Raw genomic sequence first — 18267 nt, 5'->3', positions numbered from 1 at the left:
CATGGTGAGACAGGCCAGTTACACAGGCATCAAGTGCTCATGGAGCGGCGCTGGTGCAGGTACCCCACTCAATCCTGAGAAATGCAAGAAGACCTGGATCAAACCCATCCAAGGCATCGGTTCCCGGCCATGTGTCGCGTCACAACAAGGGGTGGACTGGGACCCGGAGGACGGCTCGAACCCTCCCCCGACCGGGGTGAGCAAACTCCAGGTCAACTCCAACGGCAAGGCCATCGACCTACGGGTAGGTGACGGTTGCGAAATCCAGGTCCTGATGGGGCGTGGGGGAATTCGACGCAGCCAAACCGGACTCGGTCAACCTGGTCACCGTGAGCTGCAATCGATACAACGCGGAATTGGAGGCGTGTATCTGGAATGACCCGCGTAACGCGGGACGGCGAGCAGGTCCTCGTGGTACCTGGCACCGACAACAAGCCGCTGGGTACCACCTTGCCTGAACAGGCCGAAGCGGGCATCCAGCAACTCGTCATGAACTTCGCGGGTGAGAAGAAGGCCGCCGACCTTCCCGGCTTCCGGAAAGGGACGTTGGCCAATCAACAGTCGAACCGCTGCCTCGACGTGCCCTTCGGGGACAGCAGCAAACAGTTGCGAATCTGGGACTGCAACAACACCGCCAATCAGCAGTTCGAGTACAACCCGGACACGCAGCAACTCAAGGTCCTAGGGCAAATGCCTGTACCGGGATGACGGCCTGACGTGGTTCTACGCCAAGGTTCAGGACTGCGACAGGAGCAGCGCGAAACAGCGGTGGGAGTTGACGGATCGCGGCGAGATCGTCTCACTGGCCGGCGGTGGTTACGACCGATACGTGTTGGAAGCCCTACGGCACCGACAAAGGCTCACTGGTCTACGTCCGAGACAACAAGAACCGGGTGAGTATGAAGTGGTACGAACAGGTCAGCGACAAGTGACTCGCTGACTGCCCCGCCTCCCCCACCAACTGCTGCACCGCCCCCAGTACGGTCGGGGGATGGTCGACGAAGGAGCTGCCTCTATCGAGGCTGAGGGCGAGGTCGGTGCCCCCACCGAGGACCAGAGCCACCGGGTGGTGAGATTAGCGCGCAAGGTGCCGTTCACGATCATCGGGACTGTTGTGCTGCTGGCCACCGCGGTGGTCACGGGCACGGTCTTGCAGTCGGTCTGGGACAAGCCCTGGTTCCCGGAGGTCGCCTACGGATTGCCCGCGTTCGAGGCCGGTCGTTGGACCTCGGTGGCAACCGGGACACTATTCGCGATCTCCGCGATCGGGGTGGCGGTGGTCTTCGCCCTCATGTGTGGATTCGCCGAATACCGCATGGGCACCTGGCGAACGGTCGTCACGTTCTTCGCCGGACAGGTCATCGGCATCCTGGCCGCGGCAGCCTTCCTCGCCGTTGCGCGCGACCGTGGCTGGTACTGGGCCGACCAGACCGCACTGCTGCTGGACGTGGGATCCAGCGCCGGGGGTATGGCCGCGCTGTCGGCGGCGACCGCCACCTTGACCCCGCCGTGGCGGGGTCGGGCCCGGTTCCTGATCGTCATGTACTGCGCGGTGTCGTTTCTCTACGTCGGCGCCATCTGGGATCTCGAACACGCGATCGCGGTGACCTTCGGGTTGCTCGTCGGGCCCGTGCTGCTGGGCCGCCGACCCCAACTGCCTTCCTGGCAGGGAAGCAGACGCGAGTGGCGGATGCTGGCTGCGGCGTTCACGTTCTTCGTGGCACTCGGCGCCTTGGTGGGCGCGATAATCCCGGCGAGCGGACCGCTGGCCGAACCCAGCGATATCACCGACACCGACGGACCCGGATTCCTGGGAATCGTCCTGATCGTGCTCCTGCTGCTGTGGTCCGACGGGTTGCGCCGGGGCCGTCGGGTCGCCTGGCGCTGGGTGGTCGGCCTGTCCGCCCTGATCGTCTTCGGCGCGCTGCTACCCCCGTACACCGCCGACTCCATCTACACCGGGCTCCTGATGGCCGTGCTGCTGGTGATCCTGATCCTGGGTCGCAGCGCGTTCACGGCTCGAGGCAACCGGACAGTCGGCGCCGGAGTGTGGTCGCTGCTCGGACTGGGGCTCGCCGCATTGATCGCCTACTCCGCACTCGGGTTCCTGCTCATCAGAGGTTTCAGCCCGGCGGCGACCATCGACTCAGCCATGCTCGAAGCCTCCGAACGAATCACCTTGGGAACGGGAGAACTGATTCCCACGACGATTCTCGCCACGGTGTTCCTGGCGTCGCTGCCGGTGTTGTGGTGGGGCTTGGTCCTCGTGGCGTTCGTGCTGGTGCTGTGGAGCAACCAACTCCCGGCCCCCGGTGTCGATCGGGAACGGTCGTTGGAGCTCCTGCGCCGCTACGGCGGAACCAATCTGTCGTGGATGACCACGTGGCCCGAGAACTCCTACTGGTTCAGCCCCGATGGCCAATCCGTCGTCGCCTATCAGGTGCACGCGGGGGTCGCGATCGGTCTCGCGGACCCCATCGGACCCCCCGACTCTCTGGTCCCCACCTTGCGGCAGTTCGCCGACCACACAGAGACCCAGGGCACCCCCGCTTGCCTGTTCAGCGTCACCGAACCGGTCGCCGCAGCCGCTCGCGAAATGGGCTGGCGCACTCTTCAGGTCGCGGAGGAGGCCATCGTCGATCTGCCGGATCTGGAGTTCCGTGGCAAGGCCTGGCAGGACGTGCGCACCGCCATCAACCGGGCCAAGAAGGAGTCCGTCACTTTCGAACTGGGACGACTGGCCGACATGTCGGCCACCACACTGCGCCAGGTCCGCGCGATCAGCGAGGCGTGGGTGTCCGAGAAGGGACTGCCCGAGATGGGATTCACGCTGGGTGGGGTGGAGGAGGCACTCGACCCCGAGGTCCGCGTCGGACTCGCGGTGACCGCGGACGGGACCGTCGATGGGGTCACCTCATGGCTGCCGATCCTGGCACCGGGTGGTGCCGTGCGCGGCTGGACGCTGGACCTGATGCGCCGCCGAGACGGCGGATTCCGCCCTGTCACCGAGTTCCTGATCGCCTCAGCCTGTCTGGCGTTCAAAGACGAGGGCGCGCAGGTCGTGTCGTTGTCGGGGGCTCCCTTGGCCCGGGCCGATGCCGATGCGGAAGTCACCGCATTGGAGCGGGTCCTGGACTCCGTCGGCGAGGCCATGGAACCGCTGTACGGGTTCCGATCCCTGCATCAGTTCAAGGCCAAGTTCCAGCCCCGCTACGCACCGATCTCGATGGCGTACCCGGATGAAGCGGCGCTGCCCCGCATCGGGGTCGCGATCGGTCGCGCGTACCTGCCGACCGGGCTGACGGCAGTGCTGACCCATCGGTGAACGGGCGGCGCCCACTCACCACTCCGACTCCTCGCCGTTGCCCGGTTCGCCCAGGTTGCGCGACAGCGCCTTGTCGGCGTAACGCTCCCAGTTCTCCTGCAGCGCGTCGATGAGCTGGGTGACCAGCAGCGGCGACAGGTTCACCCGGGCGACCAGCACCCCCGGCAGTTCGGTGTCGGTCTCGTTGGCGTACTCCATGCGCACGAAGTCCAACGTGAACTCGTAAGGACTGTGGGCAACTGCCGCGAAGTTCGCCCACACCCCACCGCGTGCATCTGCGGGAACGTGGACATTGATGTGTTGCTCGGCACCGTAGTCAGCCATACCGGCAGGCTACTGCGTGACGCGGTCGGCACCCGGGAGGCTGAGACGGCTGTGGACTACGCGCCGACTCCGCCGCCAGCGTCGCCTTGGCCTCCCCCGCCGGTGCCGCCGCGGTCGGTCTCGGAGGACGACCCCGGTGGAGTGTTCAGCAGGCGTTCTTCGAACAGCTTCACGATCGTCGGGATGCGGTCACGCCCTTCGACGGGCATTTGGCGACCACCGGGTTCGGGGAAGTACAAGCCGATGAACAGCGGTCCGCGCTTGAGGTAGACGACAACGGTCGACGACTCCTCTCCGGACAGCTGCTCGGTCTCGTTGACGCGGTAGGCGAGGCGGTCCACGCCGGCCGTTCGCTGCCAGGAGCGATCGATATCCGCGGTGATCGATGATGAAGTGATCGTGCCCTGCGACAGGTCCATGCTCACGTCGAACTGACAGTCCGCCGTGCTGCTGCGGACCTCCGCGAACGCCTGCGCGGTGGCCGCATCGGATTCGTACTGGACGGCCTCGGTACTGAGGGTCGTCGTGCCTTGTCGGTCCTTCGCCGCGACCTGTAGGCGCCCCACCCGAAGATCCTCGCTGGGGTAGTCCCCCCCACACAGGTCCAAGGTGGGACCTCCGGCAACTGACCGTCCCCCCGGGATCGGTGCGACCGTGAACCGGTTGGGGACATCCTGCTGGCGCACGACCAGGTTGGCCAACGTGGCCTCGATCGACTGCCCGGGCGGTGAGGGGGCGGCGCTGCCGGAAGGCCCCGGCTGGGAAGGGGCCAGCGGGGAGGGTGTCGTTGGATCCGTCGGATCGGTGGCTTCCGGGGACGGGCTGGGGCGCGGGGACTGCGACGATGTCGATGTCGCGCGCGGGGTTGTCCCCGAGTCCATTCTCACGAGCGCCACCCCAGCGCCCAACACCACGAGGAAGGCCACGACGGCGGCGGCGATCCACAGCGGAGTACGGTTGGCGGCGGCCGTTGTCGCCGTGACCGGGGCGGGAGCCGGTGGGGCGGTCCCAGCCTGTGGGCGGAAGTGCCAGGCAGGCGGTGGCGGGGACGGGTTGGCAGGCTCGGACGGCGGGGGGCCGTACGTCAGGGCGAACGGCGTGGCGGTGACCGCCGAGCCGCTGAGATCCGTGAAGGTATCGGCTGTCCAACCGCTTCCCGACCAGAAACGGTACTGGCCGCTGTACCAAGGGTCCGGATACCAGCCGGCGGTCATGCTCGAACCTGGTGTGGTCCCCACGTCGACCTCCTTGCGCCGGCGGCTCTCATCTCATCACGACTTGACGCTGTGCGAAACCGCGGACTACAGGGAGGTCCCCAGCGCGGCACTGGAAACACCGCGAAGACCTCATCGTCCCCGAACAGTGTCTTTGTGTCTCCCTTACAGATGTGTGGCACATTCGTCCTGGAGCTCCCACCCTCCTGGAGCGCAGCGCATGGTGCGAGGAGACTGTCATGGAACCGACCGCGAGTGCACCCGGCGTTGGTCAGCCGATCCTGACGGATCAGTTGAACGACGCCATCGCCCAGGTCCGCAGCGTCGTCGTCGGACAGGACCGGATGGTCGAGCGGGCGTTCATCGGGCTGCTGGCAAACGGCCACTGCCTGATCGAAGGTGTTCCAGGACTGGCCAAGACACTGATGGTGTCCACCATGGCTCGAGTTGTGGGTGGGGACTTCTCGCGGCTGCAGTTCACGCCGGATCTGGTCCCGGCCGACGTGGTGGGCACCCGGATCTGGCGGCCGTCCCGAGAGGAGTTCGACATCGAATGGGGCGCGGTGTTCGCCAACATCGTGCTCGCGGACGAGATCAACCGCGCACCGGCCAAGGTGCAGTCCGCGCTTCTGGAGGTCATGGCCGAACGGCAGGTGTCCATCGCGGGGCAGACTCGTCGGGTACCGTCGCCGTTCCTCGTGCTGGCCACTCAAAACCCGATCGAGTCAGAGGGCGTCTACGCGCTTCCTGAGGCGCAGCGGGACCGGTTCCTCATGCAGGTGGTGGTGCACCATCCCACCTACGAGGAGGAGACGAGGATCGCGGAACGGATGAGCGTGTCCGCCCCCACTCCCCGCCAAGTCCTCAACACCGAGCAACTGCTGCAACTGCAGTCAGAGGCGAACCAGGTCTTCACCCACGAGGCCGTGCGTGACTATGCCGTCCGCCTGGTGATGACCACCCGGGATCCGGTCCGCTGGGGGCTACCGGACCTGGGTCCGCTGATCGAACTGGGAGCGAGTCCGCGCGGGACCCTCGGACTGTTGGCCGCAGGACGGGCGCTCGCCGTCATCCGCGGCCGGCGGTTCCTGGTCCCTCGTGACATCTATGACGTAGCGCCCGAAGTCCTGCGCCACCGCGTTCTGCTCACGTACGAGGCGCTCGCCGATGGTGTGGCCGTCGACCAAGTCGTGGCGCGGGTGCTGGGTCACGTCCCGGCCCCCGCTGTCGTGCCCGGTGGCGATGTGGCATGGGGAGGTGTGGCGCCGACCTCGGCGGTTGGATGAACGATTTCGGCGGTTGGATGAACACGGTCAACGGATCGTCGGAACCGGTCAGCGACCATGTCGGCCGGGCTGCTGTCCTGCGCCGCCTGGAACTCGACGTGGTCCGCCGACTCGATGGCCGCGTCACCGGCGAACACCACACCACCGACTACGGGCCCGGCAGTGAACGGGCCGGGGCCCGCGAATACCAGCCCGGGGACGATGCCCGATTGATCGACTGGAACCTCACCGCACGTTCCCACGTGACCCATGTCCGGGTCACGGAAGCGGATCGAGAGCTCGAGACGTGGGTGGTGGCTGACCGCTCCGGCAGTTTGGACTTCGGGACCCAACTGCGGGAGAAGCGCGATGTCGTGCTCGGGACGGCCGCTGCGTTCGGCGTGCTGACGGCCCGCGCCGGCAACCGCTTCGGGGTGCTCACCTGCGGCGGTACCCGACTGCACTCGCGACCGGCGGCAACTGGTCGCCGTGCCATGCTCGGCGCACTGGCGACCCTGTATGACACCCCCCGCGCCGAGGGGCCGCCACACGCGGGGGCCGACCTCGCTGCTGCGCTCGCCGCTCTTCGTCAAGTTCAACCCCGACGTGGCCAGGTCGTGGTCGTCTCGGACTTCCTGGACAGTTCGCACTGGCAGCGCAGTCTGCGCCAACTCGCGCTGCGCCAACAGGTGATCGCGGTTCACGTGACGGATCCGCGGGAACTCGAGTTGCCGAGCATCGGGATGTTGGGTGTGGTCGATCCTGAATCGGGCCGTACCGTCCACGTTCACACCGGCTCGGCACGCCTGCGCCAGCGGTACGCCGAGGCCGCGCATCGGCGACACCACCAGATCGTGTCCGCGATCCACGCCAGCGGCGCCGAGTACCTGCATGTCTCCACCGACCGTGACTGGCTGACCGATGTCGTCGCATTCGCGACCGGCCGCCGCCGTCCCCGAGCGGTAGGTGTCCGACGATGACGTTCCTCTCGGCCTGGCGGCTGTTGCTCCTCGTCGTCCCCGCGGTCCTGCTCGCGGTGTACGTCTGGCGTACCCTGCGTCGCCCCGCAGTGGCTGCGCGGTTCAGCAGCGCGGACCTGCTGGCATCCATCGTCCCGCGCCGGTCCGGTTGGCAGCGTCACTTGCCCTGGGTGGGGCTGCTGACCGCGATCGTGCTGGGTGTGCTGGCGTTCGCGCAACCGGCGGTGGCCCTGCTGGTGCCCAAGGAACGCGCCACCATCATGCTGACCATGGACACCTCCCGGTCCATGGAAGCCGACGACATCACTCCGAATCGGCTGGCTGCTGCTCAGGCCGCGGCCCGGTCCTTCGTCGCTGAACTGCCTCCGGAGTTTCAGGTCGGCCTGGTCACTTTCGACGCCCGGGCACAGTTGGCGCAGTCCCCGACCACCGACCGCCAAGCGCTGCTGGCCGCGATCGGCGCGATCGATTTGGGTGCTGGGACGGATACCGGCTCCGGACTGGAACTGTCGCTCGACGCCATCGAAGCCGTCCCCCCGGATGCCGACGGCGCCCGCCCGCCCGCTGCCATCGTGCTGATGAGTGACGGCACCCCGACCCTGGGAACGGCCGATCTGACCCCGGAGGAGGCCGTAGCTGCGCAGGCGGTCAGAGCCAAGGACATGTCGGTTCCCATCTCGACCATTGCCTTCGGCACTGACGAAGGCGTCGTCTTCGACGGCTCCGAGGCCGTTCCGGTGCCCAGTGACGCGGACGCGCTCCGGGCGATCTCTGAGGTCACCGGAGGTCAGGCGTTCACCGCGGAGTCCGCCGCCGAACTTGATTCGGTCTACCAGACCATCGGGACCTCGATCGGCTACGACGAGGAATTGACCGAGGTATCGGCTGCGGTGGCGGGGCTGGCCATGCTGTTCGCTGTGCTGGCCGCAGTGGCGGCGCTGGTGTGGGCTCCGAGCCTCTCCTGATACGCCGCTTGCTCGCGCGGGACGCCAATCCGTAGCCCCGTTGACTGGACCCCGCTATTTGTGTCGTGCAATAATCCTTGGGGTGGTCATAGCCTTTGCGCAATCCGCGCGGCGGCACAAGATCGGGTCCGGCATGTCGTGAAACACCCGTTCTTCACCGACCGAGTGCCAGCGCCCACCGGGTCGCTACAACCAGATGATCGGCTGGTGTTCCTTGGCGACGACCAGACCGGGCGACCGCTGGAGGTGATGGCAGTGGAACTGGACGACGGCGGACTTCTCGGCATTCACGCGAGGGACCTCCGAGCCAAGTACCAACCCGCGTATGAGGAGGGGAAGAATGCCCGCCAAGACTAAAAGCGGCACCGTCATTACCGACGAGATGTCAGAGGAGTTGGCCGACGAGGCCGAAGTTGGATACGAGTTGCGGCCAGGTAGGGGGCGCCCATCCCTGGCAGGCGACGCCACACCCTCACCCCAGGTCACGTTTCGACTGACGGAGACCTTGCGCAGGCAGGCTCAAGCACGGGCTGAGGAGGAAGGAAAGACCGTTTCAGCGCTGGCTCGGGAGGCTCTTGAGCGGTACCTGGCTTCCTGATACGCCGAGGTGTCTGGGCTCCGAAGCCGAGGAATACCAGCGACGCAGTCCATGTCCTCACCGCATAGCCCGGGCAATCACTCATCAGGGCTCAGGTACGGGCGAGGAGGAAGGCGGCTACGCCGTGGATCGGTGGTTCTCGGGCCATCCGCGGTCACCGATCGAGTCCCCCAGGCTCAGGGCCGCCAGGGCACCGTTGACGATCGAACCACTGTCGAGGTCGTGGGCGCGGTAGAGGTCCGGGATGGTGCCGGACTGACCGAACTCGTCGACACCCAGGGCCACTTGCGGGGCACCCAACGCGGAGCCGATCCAGGACAGGGCGTGCGAGGAAGCGTCATGGATCGACACGAGGGGTGCAGGTTCGGGGAAGGCGGCGCGCAGAGATCCGGGGAGGGACGGGGTGGTCGCCGTTCGCACAGCTTGCCGGACGGTGCGCTGCCAACTGCGGAACAGGCGCCCAGGAGAGGTGACGTCCACGACATGGGCGACAACGCCCTCGTGGGCGAGTTCGTCGGCAGCGGCCAGGACCTCTGGCATCACGGCTCCGCAGGCGACGAGGTGAACCGTCGGGGCACCCCACTCCGGGGCGTGGCGCCGAGCGAGATCCGGTGTGCTCCCACGCCCGTCGACCAATCGATACGCGCCCGCCAGGACCTGTCGCCGGATGACGGCATCCCCGAGCCGACGTCGCGCGTATTCGAAGGCGTCTTGCTCGATGGGGCGAGTACTGAGACGGAAGTACTGGACGAGTTCGGCGCTGAGAAGATCCGGGGCGGTTTCGGTGGCCAGTCCCGCGACGCGCGCGACAGAGTCGCAGAGCAGCCAGTCGAGGGCTGAGGCAAAGGCCGGTTCGTGCAGGACGGTTCCGGGAAGCTCCGTGCCGACAGAGGCCGTGATGGTGGATTGGTGCGCCCCACCTTCCGGTGCCAACGTGACCCCGGAGGGGGTGCCGGCGACGATGAATCGGGAGCCGGAGTAGGCGCCGTGAATGAGGGCGTCAAGTCCGCGCAAGACGAACGGGTCATACACCGTGCCGATCGGGATCAGCGGCTGGTCGTTGAGGTCTCGGGAGCGGCCCAGCGCACCGAGCATCATGAACAGGTTCATCTCGCTGATGCCCAGTTCGATGTGTTGGCCGGAAGGTCCTTCTCGCCACTTCACGAGGGCGTCGTCGGTCCACGACCGCCGGGGTCCCGGGGTGAAGACACCGACCCGGTTGATGAATCCGCCGAGGTTGGTGGAGGTGGCGACGTCCGGCGCGGTCGTGACGAGGAAGGGGCGCAGGTCCTCGTCGCGGGAAAGGTCCGAAACGATCCGACCGAAGGCCTCCTGGGTCGCTACCTCAGCGCCGGGTCTCCTCCGGGTGGAAGTGGGAACAACGGCGCTGAGCGACGAAGTGAACCGGGAGCGGCGCCAAAGCCGACCGCGCTCGGCGCACCACCGCCCCTCCGGGGAGGTGTCCGTGAATCGGGCCCACTCATCGTCCGGGTCCACCCCTGCCCCGGCGCGGAGTGTCTCGATCGCGGTGGCATCGAGCAGGGCCGAGTGGTTGCGGGGGTTCCCGGCGATGGGAAGGCCCCAGCCCTTGATCGTGTAGGCGAACACGACACTGGGGCTATCGGTGTGTGCATCGCAGGAGGCGTAGGCGTCGAGCAGCGACGGCAGGTCATGCCCGCCGAGGTCGGTGACGAGGGCGACCGCGTCCGGGTCGCTCAGCGGGGACAGCAACTGCACGACTTCCGCGGGCGCCCCTTCGAGGAACCGGGCCCGAGCGGCCGCGGTCTCGAGTCCGAACACCGACTGGTACTGCTCGTTGGGCATGTAGTCGATCCAGTTCCGAAGGTGCTCACCGCCCGGCATGGCGAACGCTCGCTGAAGCCTCTTTCCGTACTTGACCTCGACGACATGCCAGCCGGCGGCTCGGAACTGCGCAGTCCACTGCCCGATCCGGGTGCCGGGGATGACCCGGTCGAGCGACTGGCGGTTGAAGTCGACGATCCACATGACGTTGCCGAGACCGGTGTTGGCGGGGTCCGAGACGGCCTCCCAGACGTTGCCCTCATCCAATTCGGCGTCACCGAGAATGGCGATGAACCGCGATCGCTCACGTTCGCCGAAATGGGCGTCGACGTAGCGGCGGGCTGCAGCGGCGAACAGCGGAGCGGCCGGTCCCAGGCCCACGGAGCCGGTGGAGAAATCGATGCGATCGGGATCTTTGGTCAGCGAGGGGTAGGCCTGAAGTCCGCCGAACGATCGCAGTGTCGTCAGGTAGTCGCGATCCAGTCCACCGCCGAGGTAGTTGATGGCGTGCAGGACCGGTGAAGCATGTGGCTTGACGCTGACCTTGTCGGCTTCGTTGAGGTGAGCGAACCACAACGCGGTCATGACGCCCACCAGTGATGCGCTCGAGGCCTGATGGCCACCGACCTTGACAGCGCCGGGCGGACGTTCCCGGTTCGCATGGTCGATCATTCGCACGGCCAGCCACAGCACGCGGCGTTGGATGCTTTCCAAAGTGTCGACGTCAGACAACGCTGAGTCCTTGGTCGAGATCCACGATGAGGTCGTCGCCGTCTTCCAGGCCAACGGAAATGCGGAGCAGGCCTTCCCCGGGCTTGGCCTCCGCCGTCACAGGTCTGTGGGTCAGGGCAGCCGGGTTCTGAATGAGCGAATCGATTCCCCCCAGCGACACAGCGTGGGTGAACAGGTCGAGCATCGAGCAGAACTTCTCGGCTGCTTCGAGACCGCCGACCAATTCGAACGCGACCATCGCGCCTGGTCCGATCATCTGAGAACCCACGAGACCGTTGGGGTCACATTCGGGCAGCCCCGGGTAGTGGACGCGAGCGATCCCCGTCTGTTGGGTGAGCCAATCGGCGATTCGAGCGGCGGTGGCCTGCTGCGCGCGGATGCGCAGCGGAAGCGTGGGCAGGCCACGATGGAGCAGGTAGGCGGACCACGGGTCGAGCACAGCCCCGGTGATCGTCCGGATCGGACGCAGCTGCCTCGCGTAGTCGCTCGACGTGGCGACGATGCCGCCCATTGCATCGCCATGACCACCGATGTACTTGGTCGCGCTGTGCAGGACAAACGCAGCACCGAGCGCAAGGGGGCGCTGGAGGACTGGTGTGGCGAAGGTGTTGTCCACGAGCACCGGAACCTCACCTGCCTGCACCACGGTGTCAGCGATGTCGAGCAGTTCGAGCGTCGGGTTCGCTGGTGTCTCGGCGACCACCAAGCCTGTCTCAGGCTCGATCGCATCGGCCACGGACCCGGCGTCGACGTACGTCACACGAGTACCGAGCACACCCGTGGCCAGGAGGTGGTCGGTACCGCCGTAGAGCGGGCGAACAGCGACTATGTGGGGAAGTCCAACGTGCACTCGTGACAGTAGGACAGCCGACAGCGCAGCCATGCCACTGGCGAAGGCCACCGATTCGATGGTGTCGGCCGCGTCGGCCGGCTGCTCGAGTTCGGCAACGGCACGTTCGAATCGGGCGACTGTGTCGTTCCACGCTCGCCGGTAGACCGTCGATGCCCCCGCGGCCAGAGGCAGTCCGGTGGCGAGGGTTTCGTAGGCGAGGCCGCCGGTGTCGATGCTGCCCAGAGGCGCGGTGGTCGACAAGTCGATGGGCGGCGCGTGGACTCCCAGCTCGGTCAGGTCGTCACGGCCGGCGTGCACGGCGACGCTGTCCAGTTGGTACCGATCAGTTCGATGATGCGTCGCCATGCACAGATACTGGCAATTCCTTCGCCCAAGAGGCAGTGTCACTGACCAACTGAGCACCGCTGGTCGTGAATACGAATATCATTCGGAAATGCCTGGTCGCGAAGGATCCCACCCGAAGGATGTTCAACCACTGGACAGCGTGGACGTCAGCATCCTGAACCAGCTCAGGCGCGACGCCCGAATCCCGAACAACGCCCTCGCTGCTCGCGTCGGGATCGCAGCGTCGACCGCGCTCACCCGGGTCCGCTCGCTGGTTGACCGAGGAGTGATCCGGGGGTTCACCGCCGATGTGGATCCCGCAGCGGTGGGCCGACCCGTTCAAGCCCTGGTTGCCCTGCGCCTGCGCACCCATGATGCGAAACATGTGTTGGGATTCGCTGCCCGCGTGGCTCAACTGCCGGAGGTCATCCAGACGTTCCACGTCTCCGGAACCGAGGATTTCCTCGTCCACGTCGCTGTACAAGACCCGGAACGGCTCCGCTCGTTCGTGCTCAACTCGTTGACCGCTGATCCCACCGTCGGCCAAGCGCAGACCCACCTGGTGTTCGAGCATCAGCGGGGTAGTTTCATGCAGGCGCTCCCCCAATGAACAGGACGCCCCGACCAAGACGAACGCCCCGCCAAGGACGAACGCCCCGCTGAGTATGAACGCCCACACGGACGAAACCCCACACGGACGAAACCCCACACGGACGAAACCCCACACGGACGAAACCCCACACGGACAAGCCCCACACGGACAAAGCAGAGGTGGGGCCGACCGTCTCCGGTCGACCCCACCTTCTGGTGTTCGCTGATCGTCAGCTGCTGGGCGAAGCCTCCGCGCCGGTGGCGGCGGGGACAGTGCCCTCGATGAAGCGGTCCGAGGCGTACGTGTTGTCCGCACCGAACTTGTAGACGCCCATGACCGCCTGGCCCGGGTCGCCGTTGTCCTGGAAGTCGATCGGACCGGACTGACCGTTGTAGTCGATGTCCTTGCCCTCTTCGAGGAACTTCTTGCACTCCGCGAAGGTGATGCACGGCTCGCCGCCCGAGGTGATCTCCACGAGCTTCGAGGCGATCCCCGGTCCGCTGTCGTCGTTGGCCGCAATCGCGCCCAACGCCGAGACGATCACGGCGTCGTACGACTCCGGCGCGTAGGCGAAGTCCTCGAGCTTCGGATCCACAGTCAGCAACTGCTCCTTGAAGTCCTCGGGAGCCTGCGCACCCGGCAACGTGCCCAGCGTGCCCTCGAGGGCGCCCTGCGGCAGGCCCTTGCCCAAGGTGTTGGACAGGTTGCCGTCGACCAGGAACAGGTTCACCTTGTCGGGGCCGATGCCCTGCTTGATGAGTTCCTGGATGACCTTCTTGGATTCCTCGAAACCGATCAGCACGATGCCGTCGGGGTTCAGCGCCTTGGCCTGGCCGACCTCGGCGTCGAAGGTCTGCGCCTTCGGGTCGTAGAAGATCGGGTCGCCCGCCATGGTGCCGCCGGCCTCGGTGAAGTTGGTAGCGAAGTTGCTCGCCAGGCCCTCACCGTAGGAGTCCTGCAGCACCAGCACGGCCGGCTTCTTGACGTTCTCAGCCGTGACGACCTCGGCCAGGACCTGGCCCTGGAAGGTGTCCGGCGGAGCGGTACGCCAGTACAGCCCGTTGTCCTGGTAGGTGGACAGTTCCGGCGAGGTGTTCGCCGGAGAGATCTGCAGCACGCCGGCTGACGTGATCTTGTCGATGATGGTCAAGGAGACCGACGACGACGCTGCACCGATGATCACATCGGAACCACGCGAGATCATCTGATCAGCAGTGGTCGATGCGATGTTGGTGGCCGTGTCGCCCGAGTCGCCTTCGAAGACCTCGACGTCCTTGCCGTTGACGCCACCGGCCTTGTTGATTTCTTCGATCGCGAGGTTGACGCCCGCGAACTCCGGCGGTCCGAGGAACGCCAGGGAACCCGTCTGCGGCAACACGGTGCCGATCTTGAGGACACCATCGGCCTTGGCCGACGGGGAACTCGATGCTTCCGTACCGCCGCCGCTGGTACCGCTGCTGCTGCAGGCTGACAGCGCAAGCGCCGCCGCTCCGGCAACAGCTGCGAACTGCAGCATTGAACTGCGTCGTGCCATTCACCACTCCTTAGTAGACCCGCGGCCTCCGCGAGTGATCCACAACATATAGGAACTGCGGGGAATGGCCAGAACGAGAACGCCGGGTGGTTCAAGCGTTACGAAGTCGTGGCCTGCAACCAAACGAAGAACTCGACGTTGCCCGCCGGGCCGGGCAGCGGGCTCGCGGCGCGTGCGATCTCAGGCCAGCCGAGCTCCGCCGCGACTGCGGCAACGGTGTCGACGGCACGGGTCCGTTCCACAGGGTCACGCACGACGCCGCCGCGCCCCAGTGCTTGGCGGCCGACCTCGAACTGCGGTTTGACCATCAACACCATGTCGCCGTCCGCCGCCACGACGGAAGCGAGGGCGGGCAGGACGACGGTCAGCGAGATGAACGACAGATCCGCGACGACCAGGTCAGGCGTGAATGGCAGATCCGCGGGCGTGATCGAGCGGATGTTGCACCGATCCAGGACAGTGACCCGGGGATCGGATTGCAGCCGCCACTGGAGCTGCCCGTACCCGACGTCCACCGCGATGACGCCGGCGCCACCTCGGCGCAGCAGGACGTCGGTGAAGCCACCGGTCGAGGCGCCGGCATCCAGGCACATGCGTCCGGCAGGGGGGCGCAGGCCCAGCGGGACGAACGTGTCCAGTGCGCCGACCAACTTGTGGGCACCACGGGAGGCGTAGTCATCGCCGGGCTGTTTCGTGACGACGACAGCTGCGCTGTCCAGCACCATGTAGGCGGGCTTGACCGCCGTCTGTCCGTTCACGGTGACCCGCCCCGCTTCGATCAGGCGCCGGGCGGCCTCGCGGGACTCCGCCATGCCACGTCGGGTGACTTCGACGTCCAAGCGGCGCCGGACATTCACTCCGGGGGGGTCTCGTTCATGACGGACTCGAGCTTGGCGAGGACCTCGGTCAACACATCTGCCGATGCGCCCAGATCGTCGGGATCGAGATCGGCCAGGCGGGCCATGGCCTCGTCGACACCGGGAACGCCGGTCTTGGCGATGCCGTCGAGCTCCTGCTGGAGCGCCACGATGGTCTGACGCAGGTCACTGCGCCCCGATTGCGCGAGGGCATCCAACTGGTCGGGATCCATCCCGGAGGTGTCGTCGTCGGTGACGGCGATTACGACGGCCTCCGCGACCACCTCGGTGTCCACCGGGGAATCTTCCCCAGCAAGTACCTCACCGGGATCGACGATGCCGTCGGTCACTGGGAGGCCTTGGGGGTTGTGGTCTTCCGGGTTGTGGTCTTCCGCGTTGTGCTCGTACGGGCAGTGCTCTTGCGCGGAGTCGTCCCGCCCGCCTTCTTGGCTGTGGTGCGCTTCGCTTCAGCCGCGGCGGGCGCCTTCTGGGATGCGGTCTTCTTGGCGGCAGTCTTCTTGGCCGTGGACTTGCGGGTAGTGGCCTTCTTGGCGGGTGCCTTGCTCGTTGTCTTCTTGACCGTCTTCTTCTTGTCCGGAGCAGGGGGTGGGGTGTCGGCTGCCTTGCTCGCGGTGGCGGTGGGCGCCGCGCTGCTGCTCGGCGCGGATTGCGCACTACCGGCCCCCGGCTTGCGGAGGGTGGCGCCGGATGCCTCGGCCAGACCCCGCACCATGCCCGCTGCCTCGGACACCGCTCCAGAGACGGTCGCTGTGGCCTGGTCAGCCGCGCTGCGGGACACGCCCGCAGCCGTGACCACGGCGCCGGTGGCGCGATCGGTGGCCCGGTGCTGTTCTTTGCGCAACTGGTCCTCCAGGCGCTGCACGTGCTTGCGCACCGCGGCGAGTTCTTCCTCGCGCACGAAGCCCATGCGGCCGACGGCGCGGTCGACCTCGGTGCGGATGAGCCCGGTGAGCAAGTCGCGGTTGGTGCGGCTGGCCTCGAGCAACTCGTCGGTGAGGGTCTGAACCTGCTCGGAGGTTGTCGAGGTGACCTCGACGCCCTGCGACGACAGCATCTCCGCGACCTCGCGGGCCCGCTGCACGGCCACATCGCTCAGACCGTTGGCGACCTGCATGTAGCCCTTGATGACATCAAGCACCATGACTTGCTCCTTCAATGCCCAGTTGGGTGAACTCGGGACCCGCTAGGGCGAGCTCGTTTTCCGAAGGTGATTGTCCCACTCCCGGCGGCTGCAACCGAATCCCGCCGCAGTATCGTGTCGGAATCAGCAGGGTGAGGTCGAGGATGAGGATGGAGTTGCATGGCCACGGAGGCTGAATGCCGCGCCGCCATCGAGACCTTGATCGAACGACTGGGCCAGGTGGATCACTCGACCCGTCGCAAACATGTCCCGGATCGCACCATCGGTGTGACGCTGCTCGATCACGACGTGACGTACGTCGGTGAACTGAAGGACGGCGAGCTCGGCAACGTCCGCCGCGAGAGCGGCGACTACCGGCCCCAAGTCCGCGTGGTGTGTACCAGTGACGACCTCATCGCCATGACCGAGGGGCGGTTGAGTTTCGCGCACGCCTGGGCCACCGGCCAGGTCAGACTCGATGCGAGCCTGCGGGACCTGCTGCGGCTGCGCTCACTCGCCTGACTCGACGCTCTCCCCCAGCAATGCGGCGGCTTCGGCCGCCATCGACGTGCGTCCGTCCATCGCGCGCTTCTGCAAGGTGCGGAACGCCTCGGCTTCGCTCATGCCGTAGGCGGCAATGAGTTGCGCCTTGGCTCGGTCGATGAGTTTGCGGCTGCGCAACGAGTCGGACAACTGGCCGACCTGCGCGCTCAGTTGCTTGATCTCGGCGAACCGGGCTCGGGCCATCTCCAGTGCCGGCAACAGGTCGGACTCCGACCACGGCTTGGTGAGGTAGGCCATCGCTCCCGCGGCGACGGCCTGATCGACCAGTTCGCGTTGGCCGTAAGCGGTGACCATGATGACCGCCGTGCGCCCCTGCGCCGCGATCTCGCGCGCTGCCGTCAATCCGTCCGTGCCCGGCATGTTGACGTCGAGCACCGCGATATCCGGAAGAAGGTCCGCGCACAGCCTCACCGCGGTGGCGCCGTCGCCGCACTCCCCCACGACCTCGTAGCCGAGTTCGCGTAGCTGCTCGACGAGGTCCAACCGGATGACGGCCTCATCCTCCGCGACGACGACCGTCGTGGTCACGATCCACGCCGCCGACGCCGGGGGCGGGGACGGTACGCTGCACCTGTTGCCCCGGTATCCCAACCGGTAGAGGAAGCGGTCTCAAACACCGTCCAGTGTGGGTTCGAATCCCACCCGGGGCACTCACTCATCGGTGGCTCCCGGGACCGCATCGGCGGCCCCCGCAAGCCCGTCGCGAGGCCCCCCGGATTCTGCTGCTTCCCCCTCGGGCTCAGGCGCACCGGTCCATCCCGCGTGCTGCGTGGCGATGCTGCCCAGCACCCCATTCACGAATGCGGGTGATTCGTCGGTCGACAGTTCCCGAACAGTCTCGATCGCCTCCGAGATCGCGACTTGATCCGGGACGTCGGAGCGCCACAGGATCTCCCAGACACCGATCCGCAGGGCGTTTCGGTCGACGCCGGGCATACGATCCAGATCCCACCCGATCGACGCCGTGGTGATGCGTTCGTCGATCTGGTCACGATGTTCACAGACACCGACGACCGCCTCCGGAACGAAGCCGTTGAACGGCTGCTGCCCGTCGCTGACCCGGCGCTGCTGGTACTCGGCGAGCACGTCGCGAGCGTCCATGTCGCGCAGTTCGGCCTGGAACAAGATGTCCAGTGCGTGCCGACGTGCTCTGGTGCGGGCGCCCACCTAGCGTCCCGAAGCCGAATTGCGGGAGC

At 66.6% G+C, this 18267-nt stretch carries 19 protein-coding genes and 1 tRNA gene; 10 read left to right on the top strand and 10 right to left on the bottom strand.

Going from position 1 to position 18267, the window contains the following annotated elements; all coding sequences use genetic code 11:
* The first annotated feature begins 1 nt into the window (after nucleotide 1).
* The 3 genes from V9E98_12465 (at nucleotide 2) to V9E98_12455 (ending at nucleotide 3325) form a co-directional block, all read left to right on the top strand.
* On the top strand, nucleotides 2-379 hold the full coding sequence (locus V9E98_12465) for a hypothetical protein (protein ID MEI2717778.1): 378 nt from the start codon (nucleotides 2-4) through the stop codon (nucleotides 377-379).
* A complete protein-coding gene (locus tag V9E98_12460; protein MEI2717777.1) occupies nucleotides 376-708 on the top strand; it encodes a ricin-type beta-trefoil lectin domain protein in 333 nt (110 codons plus the stop codon). Before V9E98_12465 ends, V9E98_12460 begins: the two co-directional genes overlap by 4 nt.
* 283 nt (nucleotides 709-991) lie before the next feature.
* Entirely contained in the window at nucleotides 992-3325 is a 2334-nt protein-coding gene (locus tag V9E98_12455; protein MEI2717776.1) for a DUF2156 domain-containing protein, read from the top strand.
* 15 nt (nucleotides 3326-3340) lie between these two features.
* Here V9E98_12455 and V9E98_12450 read toward each other — a convergent pair whose 3' ends face one another.
* A complete protein-coding gene (locus V9E98_12450) occupies nucleotides 3341-3649 on the bottom strand; it encodes a DUF3467 domain-containing protein (GenBank protein MEI2717775.1) in 309 nt (102 codons plus the stop codon).
* 56 nt (nucleotides 3650-3705) lie between these two features.
* Nucleotides 3706-4887 (bottom strand): DUF2510 domain-containing protein, encoded by a 1182-nt coding sequence (locus tag V9E98_12445; GenBank protein ID MEI2717774.1) that lies wholly within the window; start codon nucleotides 4885-4887, stop codon nucleotides 3706-3708.
* Between the two features lie 215 nt (nucleotides 4888-5102).
* Here V9E98_12445 and V9E98_12440 point away from each other — a divergent pair, with 215 nt between their 5' ends.
* From V9E98_12440 to V9E98_12425, 4 genes are all read left to right on the top strand, one after another.
* Nucleotides 5103-6149, top strand: coding sequence for an AAA family ATPase (locus tag V9E98_12440; protein MEI2717773.1), 1047 nt, complete (start codon nucleotides 5103-5105; stop codon nucleotides 6147-6149).
* On the top strand, nucleotides 6146-7108 hold the full coding sequence (locus V9E98_12435; GenBank protein ID MEI2717772.1) for a DUF58 domain-containing protein: 963 nt from the start codon (nucleotides 6146-6148) through the stop codon (nucleotides 7106-7108). The genes V9E98_12440 and V9E98_12435 overlap by 4 nt, the downstream gene beginning before the upstream one ends.
* A complete protein-coding gene (locus tag V9E98_12430; protein ID MEI2717771.1) occupies nucleotides 7105-8073 on the top strand; it encodes a VWA domain-containing protein in 969 nt (322 codons plus the stop codon). The genes V9E98_12435 and V9E98_12430 overlap by 4 nt, the downstream gene beginning before the upstream one ends.
* A gap of 340 nt (nucleotides 8074-8413) precedes the next feature.
* On the top strand, nucleotides 8414-8671 hold the full coding sequence (locus V9E98_12425; protein ID MEI2717770.1) for a hypothetical protein: 258 nt from the start codon (nucleotides 8414-8416) through the stop codon (nucleotides 8669-8671).
* Nucleotides 8672-8788: 117 nt separating this feature from the next.
* Here V9E98_12425 and V9E98_12420 read toward each other — a convergent pair whose 3' ends face one another.
* The gene (locus V9E98_12420) at nucleotides 8789-11206 is read right to left on the bottom strand and encodes a pyruvate dehydrogenase (GenBank protein MEI2717769.1); all 2418 of its coding nucleotides are present in this window, start codon (nucleotides 11204-11206) and stop codon (nucleotides 8789-8791) included.
* Nucleotides 11199-12404, bottom strand: coding sequence for a PLP-dependent transferase (locus V9E98_12415; protein MEI2717768.1), 1206 nt, complete (start codon nucleotides 12402-12404; stop codon nucleotides 11199-11201). The genes V9E98_12420 and V9E98_12415 overlap by 8 nt, the downstream gene beginning before the upstream one ends.
* Before the next feature lie 88 nt (nucleotides 12405-12492).
* Between V9E98_12415 and V9E98_12410 the strand changes: the two genes are divergently transcribed.
* Complete coding sequence (locus V9E98_12410; protein ID MEI2717767.1) at nucleotides 12493-12993, top strand: Lrp/AsnC family transcriptional regulator; 501 nt, start codon at nucleotides 12493-12495, stop codon at nucleotides 12991-12993.
* A gap of 211 nt (nucleotides 12994-13204) precedes the next feature.
* Here V9E98_12410 and V9E98_12405 read toward each other — a convergent pair whose 3' ends face one another.
* From V9E98_12405 to V9E98_12390, 4 genes are all read right to left on the bottom strand, one after another.
* Complete coding sequence (locus tag V9E98_12405; protein MEI2717766.1) at nucleotides 13205-14509, bottom strand: ABC transporter substrate-binding protein; 1305 nt, start codon at nucleotides 14507-14509, stop codon at nucleotides 13205-13207.
* Between the two features lie 98 nt (nucleotides 14510-14607).
* Complete coding sequence (locus tag V9E98_12400) at nucleotides 14608-15366, bottom strand: TlyA family RNA methyltransferase (GenBank protein MEI2717765.1); 759 nt, start codon at nucleotides 15364-15366, stop codon at nucleotides 14608-14610.
* On the bottom strand, nucleotides 15363-15716 hold the full coding sequence (locus tag V9E98_12395; GenBank protein MEI2717764.1) for a hypothetical protein: 354 nt from the start codon (nucleotides 15714-15716) through the stop codon (nucleotides 15363-15365). Before V9E98_12395 ends, V9E98_12400 begins: the two co-directional genes overlap by 4 nt.
* Nucleotides 15713-16528 carry a hypothetical protein gene (locus V9E98_12390; GenBank protein MEI2717763.1) on the bottom strand — a complete coding sequence of 272 codons (816 nt, stop codon included), beginning with the start codon at nucleotides 16526-16528 and terminating at the stop codon, nucleotides 15713-15715. The genes V9E98_12395 and V9E98_12390 overlap by 4 nt, the downstream gene beginning before the upstream one ends.
* Nucleotides 16529-16687: 159 nt before the next feature.
* Here V9E98_12390 and V9E98_12385 point away from each other — a divergent pair, with 159 nt between their 5' ends.
* Nucleotides 16688-17029: a hypothetical protein gene (locus V9E98_12385; GenBank protein ID MEI2717762.1), complete on the top strand. Its 342-nt coding sequence runs from the start codon at nucleotides 16688-16690 to the stop codon at nucleotides 17027-17029.
* Here the strand turns inward: V9E98_12385 and V9E98_12380 are convergent.
* Nucleotides 17018-17599, bottom strand: a complete 582-nt coding sequence (locus V9E98_12380) for a response regulator (GenBank protein ID MEI2717761.1) — start codon at nucleotides 17597-17599, stop codon at nucleotides 17018-17020. The genes V9E98_12385 and V9E98_12380 overlap by 12 nt on opposite strands.
* Before the next feature lie 48 nt (nucleotides 17600-17647).
* Here V9E98_12380 and V9E98_12375 point away from each other — a divergent pair.
* Nucleotides 17648-17721: transfer RNA gene (locus V9E98_12375), tRNA-Leu, on the top strand.
* 1 nt (nucleotide 17722) lies between these two features.
* On the opposite strand, the gene nusB is transcribed toward V9E98_12375, so the two are convergent.
* Complete coding sequence (nusB, locus tag V9E98_12370; protein ID MEI2717760.1) at nucleotides 17723-18238, bottom strand: transcription antitermination factor NusB; 516 nt, start codon at nucleotides 18236-18238, stop codon at nucleotides 17723-17725.
* Nucleotides 18239-18267 lie beyond the last annotated feature (29 nt).

Source organism: Candidatus Nanopelagicales bacterium (assembly GCA_037045355.1).
Lineage (GTDB): Bacteria > Actinomycetota > Actinomycetes > S36-B12.
Note: the sequence above shows the minus strand (reverse complement) of the source record. Positions and strands in the feature narration are given on the sequence as shown.

What these genes read in the sequence shown, in the direction of transcription:
- V9E98_12385 (MEI2717762.1), top strand. Translation starts at nt 16,688, where the DNA reads ATGGCCACGGAGGCTGAATGCCGCGCCGCCATCGAGACCTTGATCGAA.
- V9E98_12390 (MEI2717763.1), bottom strand. Translation starts at nt 16,528, where the DNA reads ATGGTGCTTGATGTCATCAAGGGCTACATGCAGGTCGCCAACGGTCTG.
- V9E98_12460 (MEI2717777.1), top strand. Translation starts at nt 376, where the DNA reads ATGACCCGCGTAACGCGGGACGGCGAGCAGGTCCTCGTGGTACCTGGC.
- V9E98_12415 (MEI2717768.1), bottom strand. Translation starts at nt 12,404, where the DNA reads ATGGCGACGCATCATCGAACTGATCGGTACCAACTGGACAGCGTCGCC.
- V9E98_12455 (MEI2717776.1), top strand. Translation starts at nt 992, where the DNA reads ATGGTCGACGAAGGAGCTGCCTCTATCGAGGCTGAGGGCGAGGTCGGT.
- V9E98_12450 (MEI2717775.1), bottom strand. Translation starts at nt 3,649, where the DNA reads ATGGCTGACTACGGTGCCGAGCAACACATCAATGTCCACGTTCCCGCA.
- V9E98_12405 (MEI2717766.1), bottom strand. Translation starts at nt 14,509, where the DNA reads ATGGCACGACGCAGTTCAATGCTGCAGTTCGCAGCTGTTGCCGGAGCG.
- V9E98_12425 (MEI2717770.1), top strand. Translation starts at nt 8,414, where the DNA reads ATGCCCGCCAAGACTAAAAGCGGCACCGTCATTACCGACGAGATGTCA.
- V9E98_12410 (MEI2717767.1), top strand. Translation starts at nt 12,493, where the DNA reads ATGCCTGGTCGCGAAGGATCCCACCCGAAGGATGTTCAACCACTGGAC.
- V9E98_12465 (MEI2717778.1), top strand. Translation starts at nt 2, where the DNA reads ATGGTGAGACAGGCCAGTTACACAGGCATCAAGTGCTCATGGAGCGGC.
- V9E98_12430 (MEI2717771.1), top strand. Translation starts at nt 7,105, where the DNA reads ATGACGTTCCTCTCGGCCTGGCGGCTGTTGCTCCTCGTCGTCCCCGCG.
- V9E98_12440 (MEI2717773.1), top strand. Translation starts at nt 5,103, where the DNA reads ATGGAACCGACCGCGAGTGCACCCGGCGTTGGTCAGCCGATCCTGACG.
- V9E98_12435 (MEI2717772.1), top strand. Translation starts at nt 6,146, where the DNA reads ATGAACGATTTCGGCGGTTGGATGAACACGGTCAACGGATCGTCGGAA.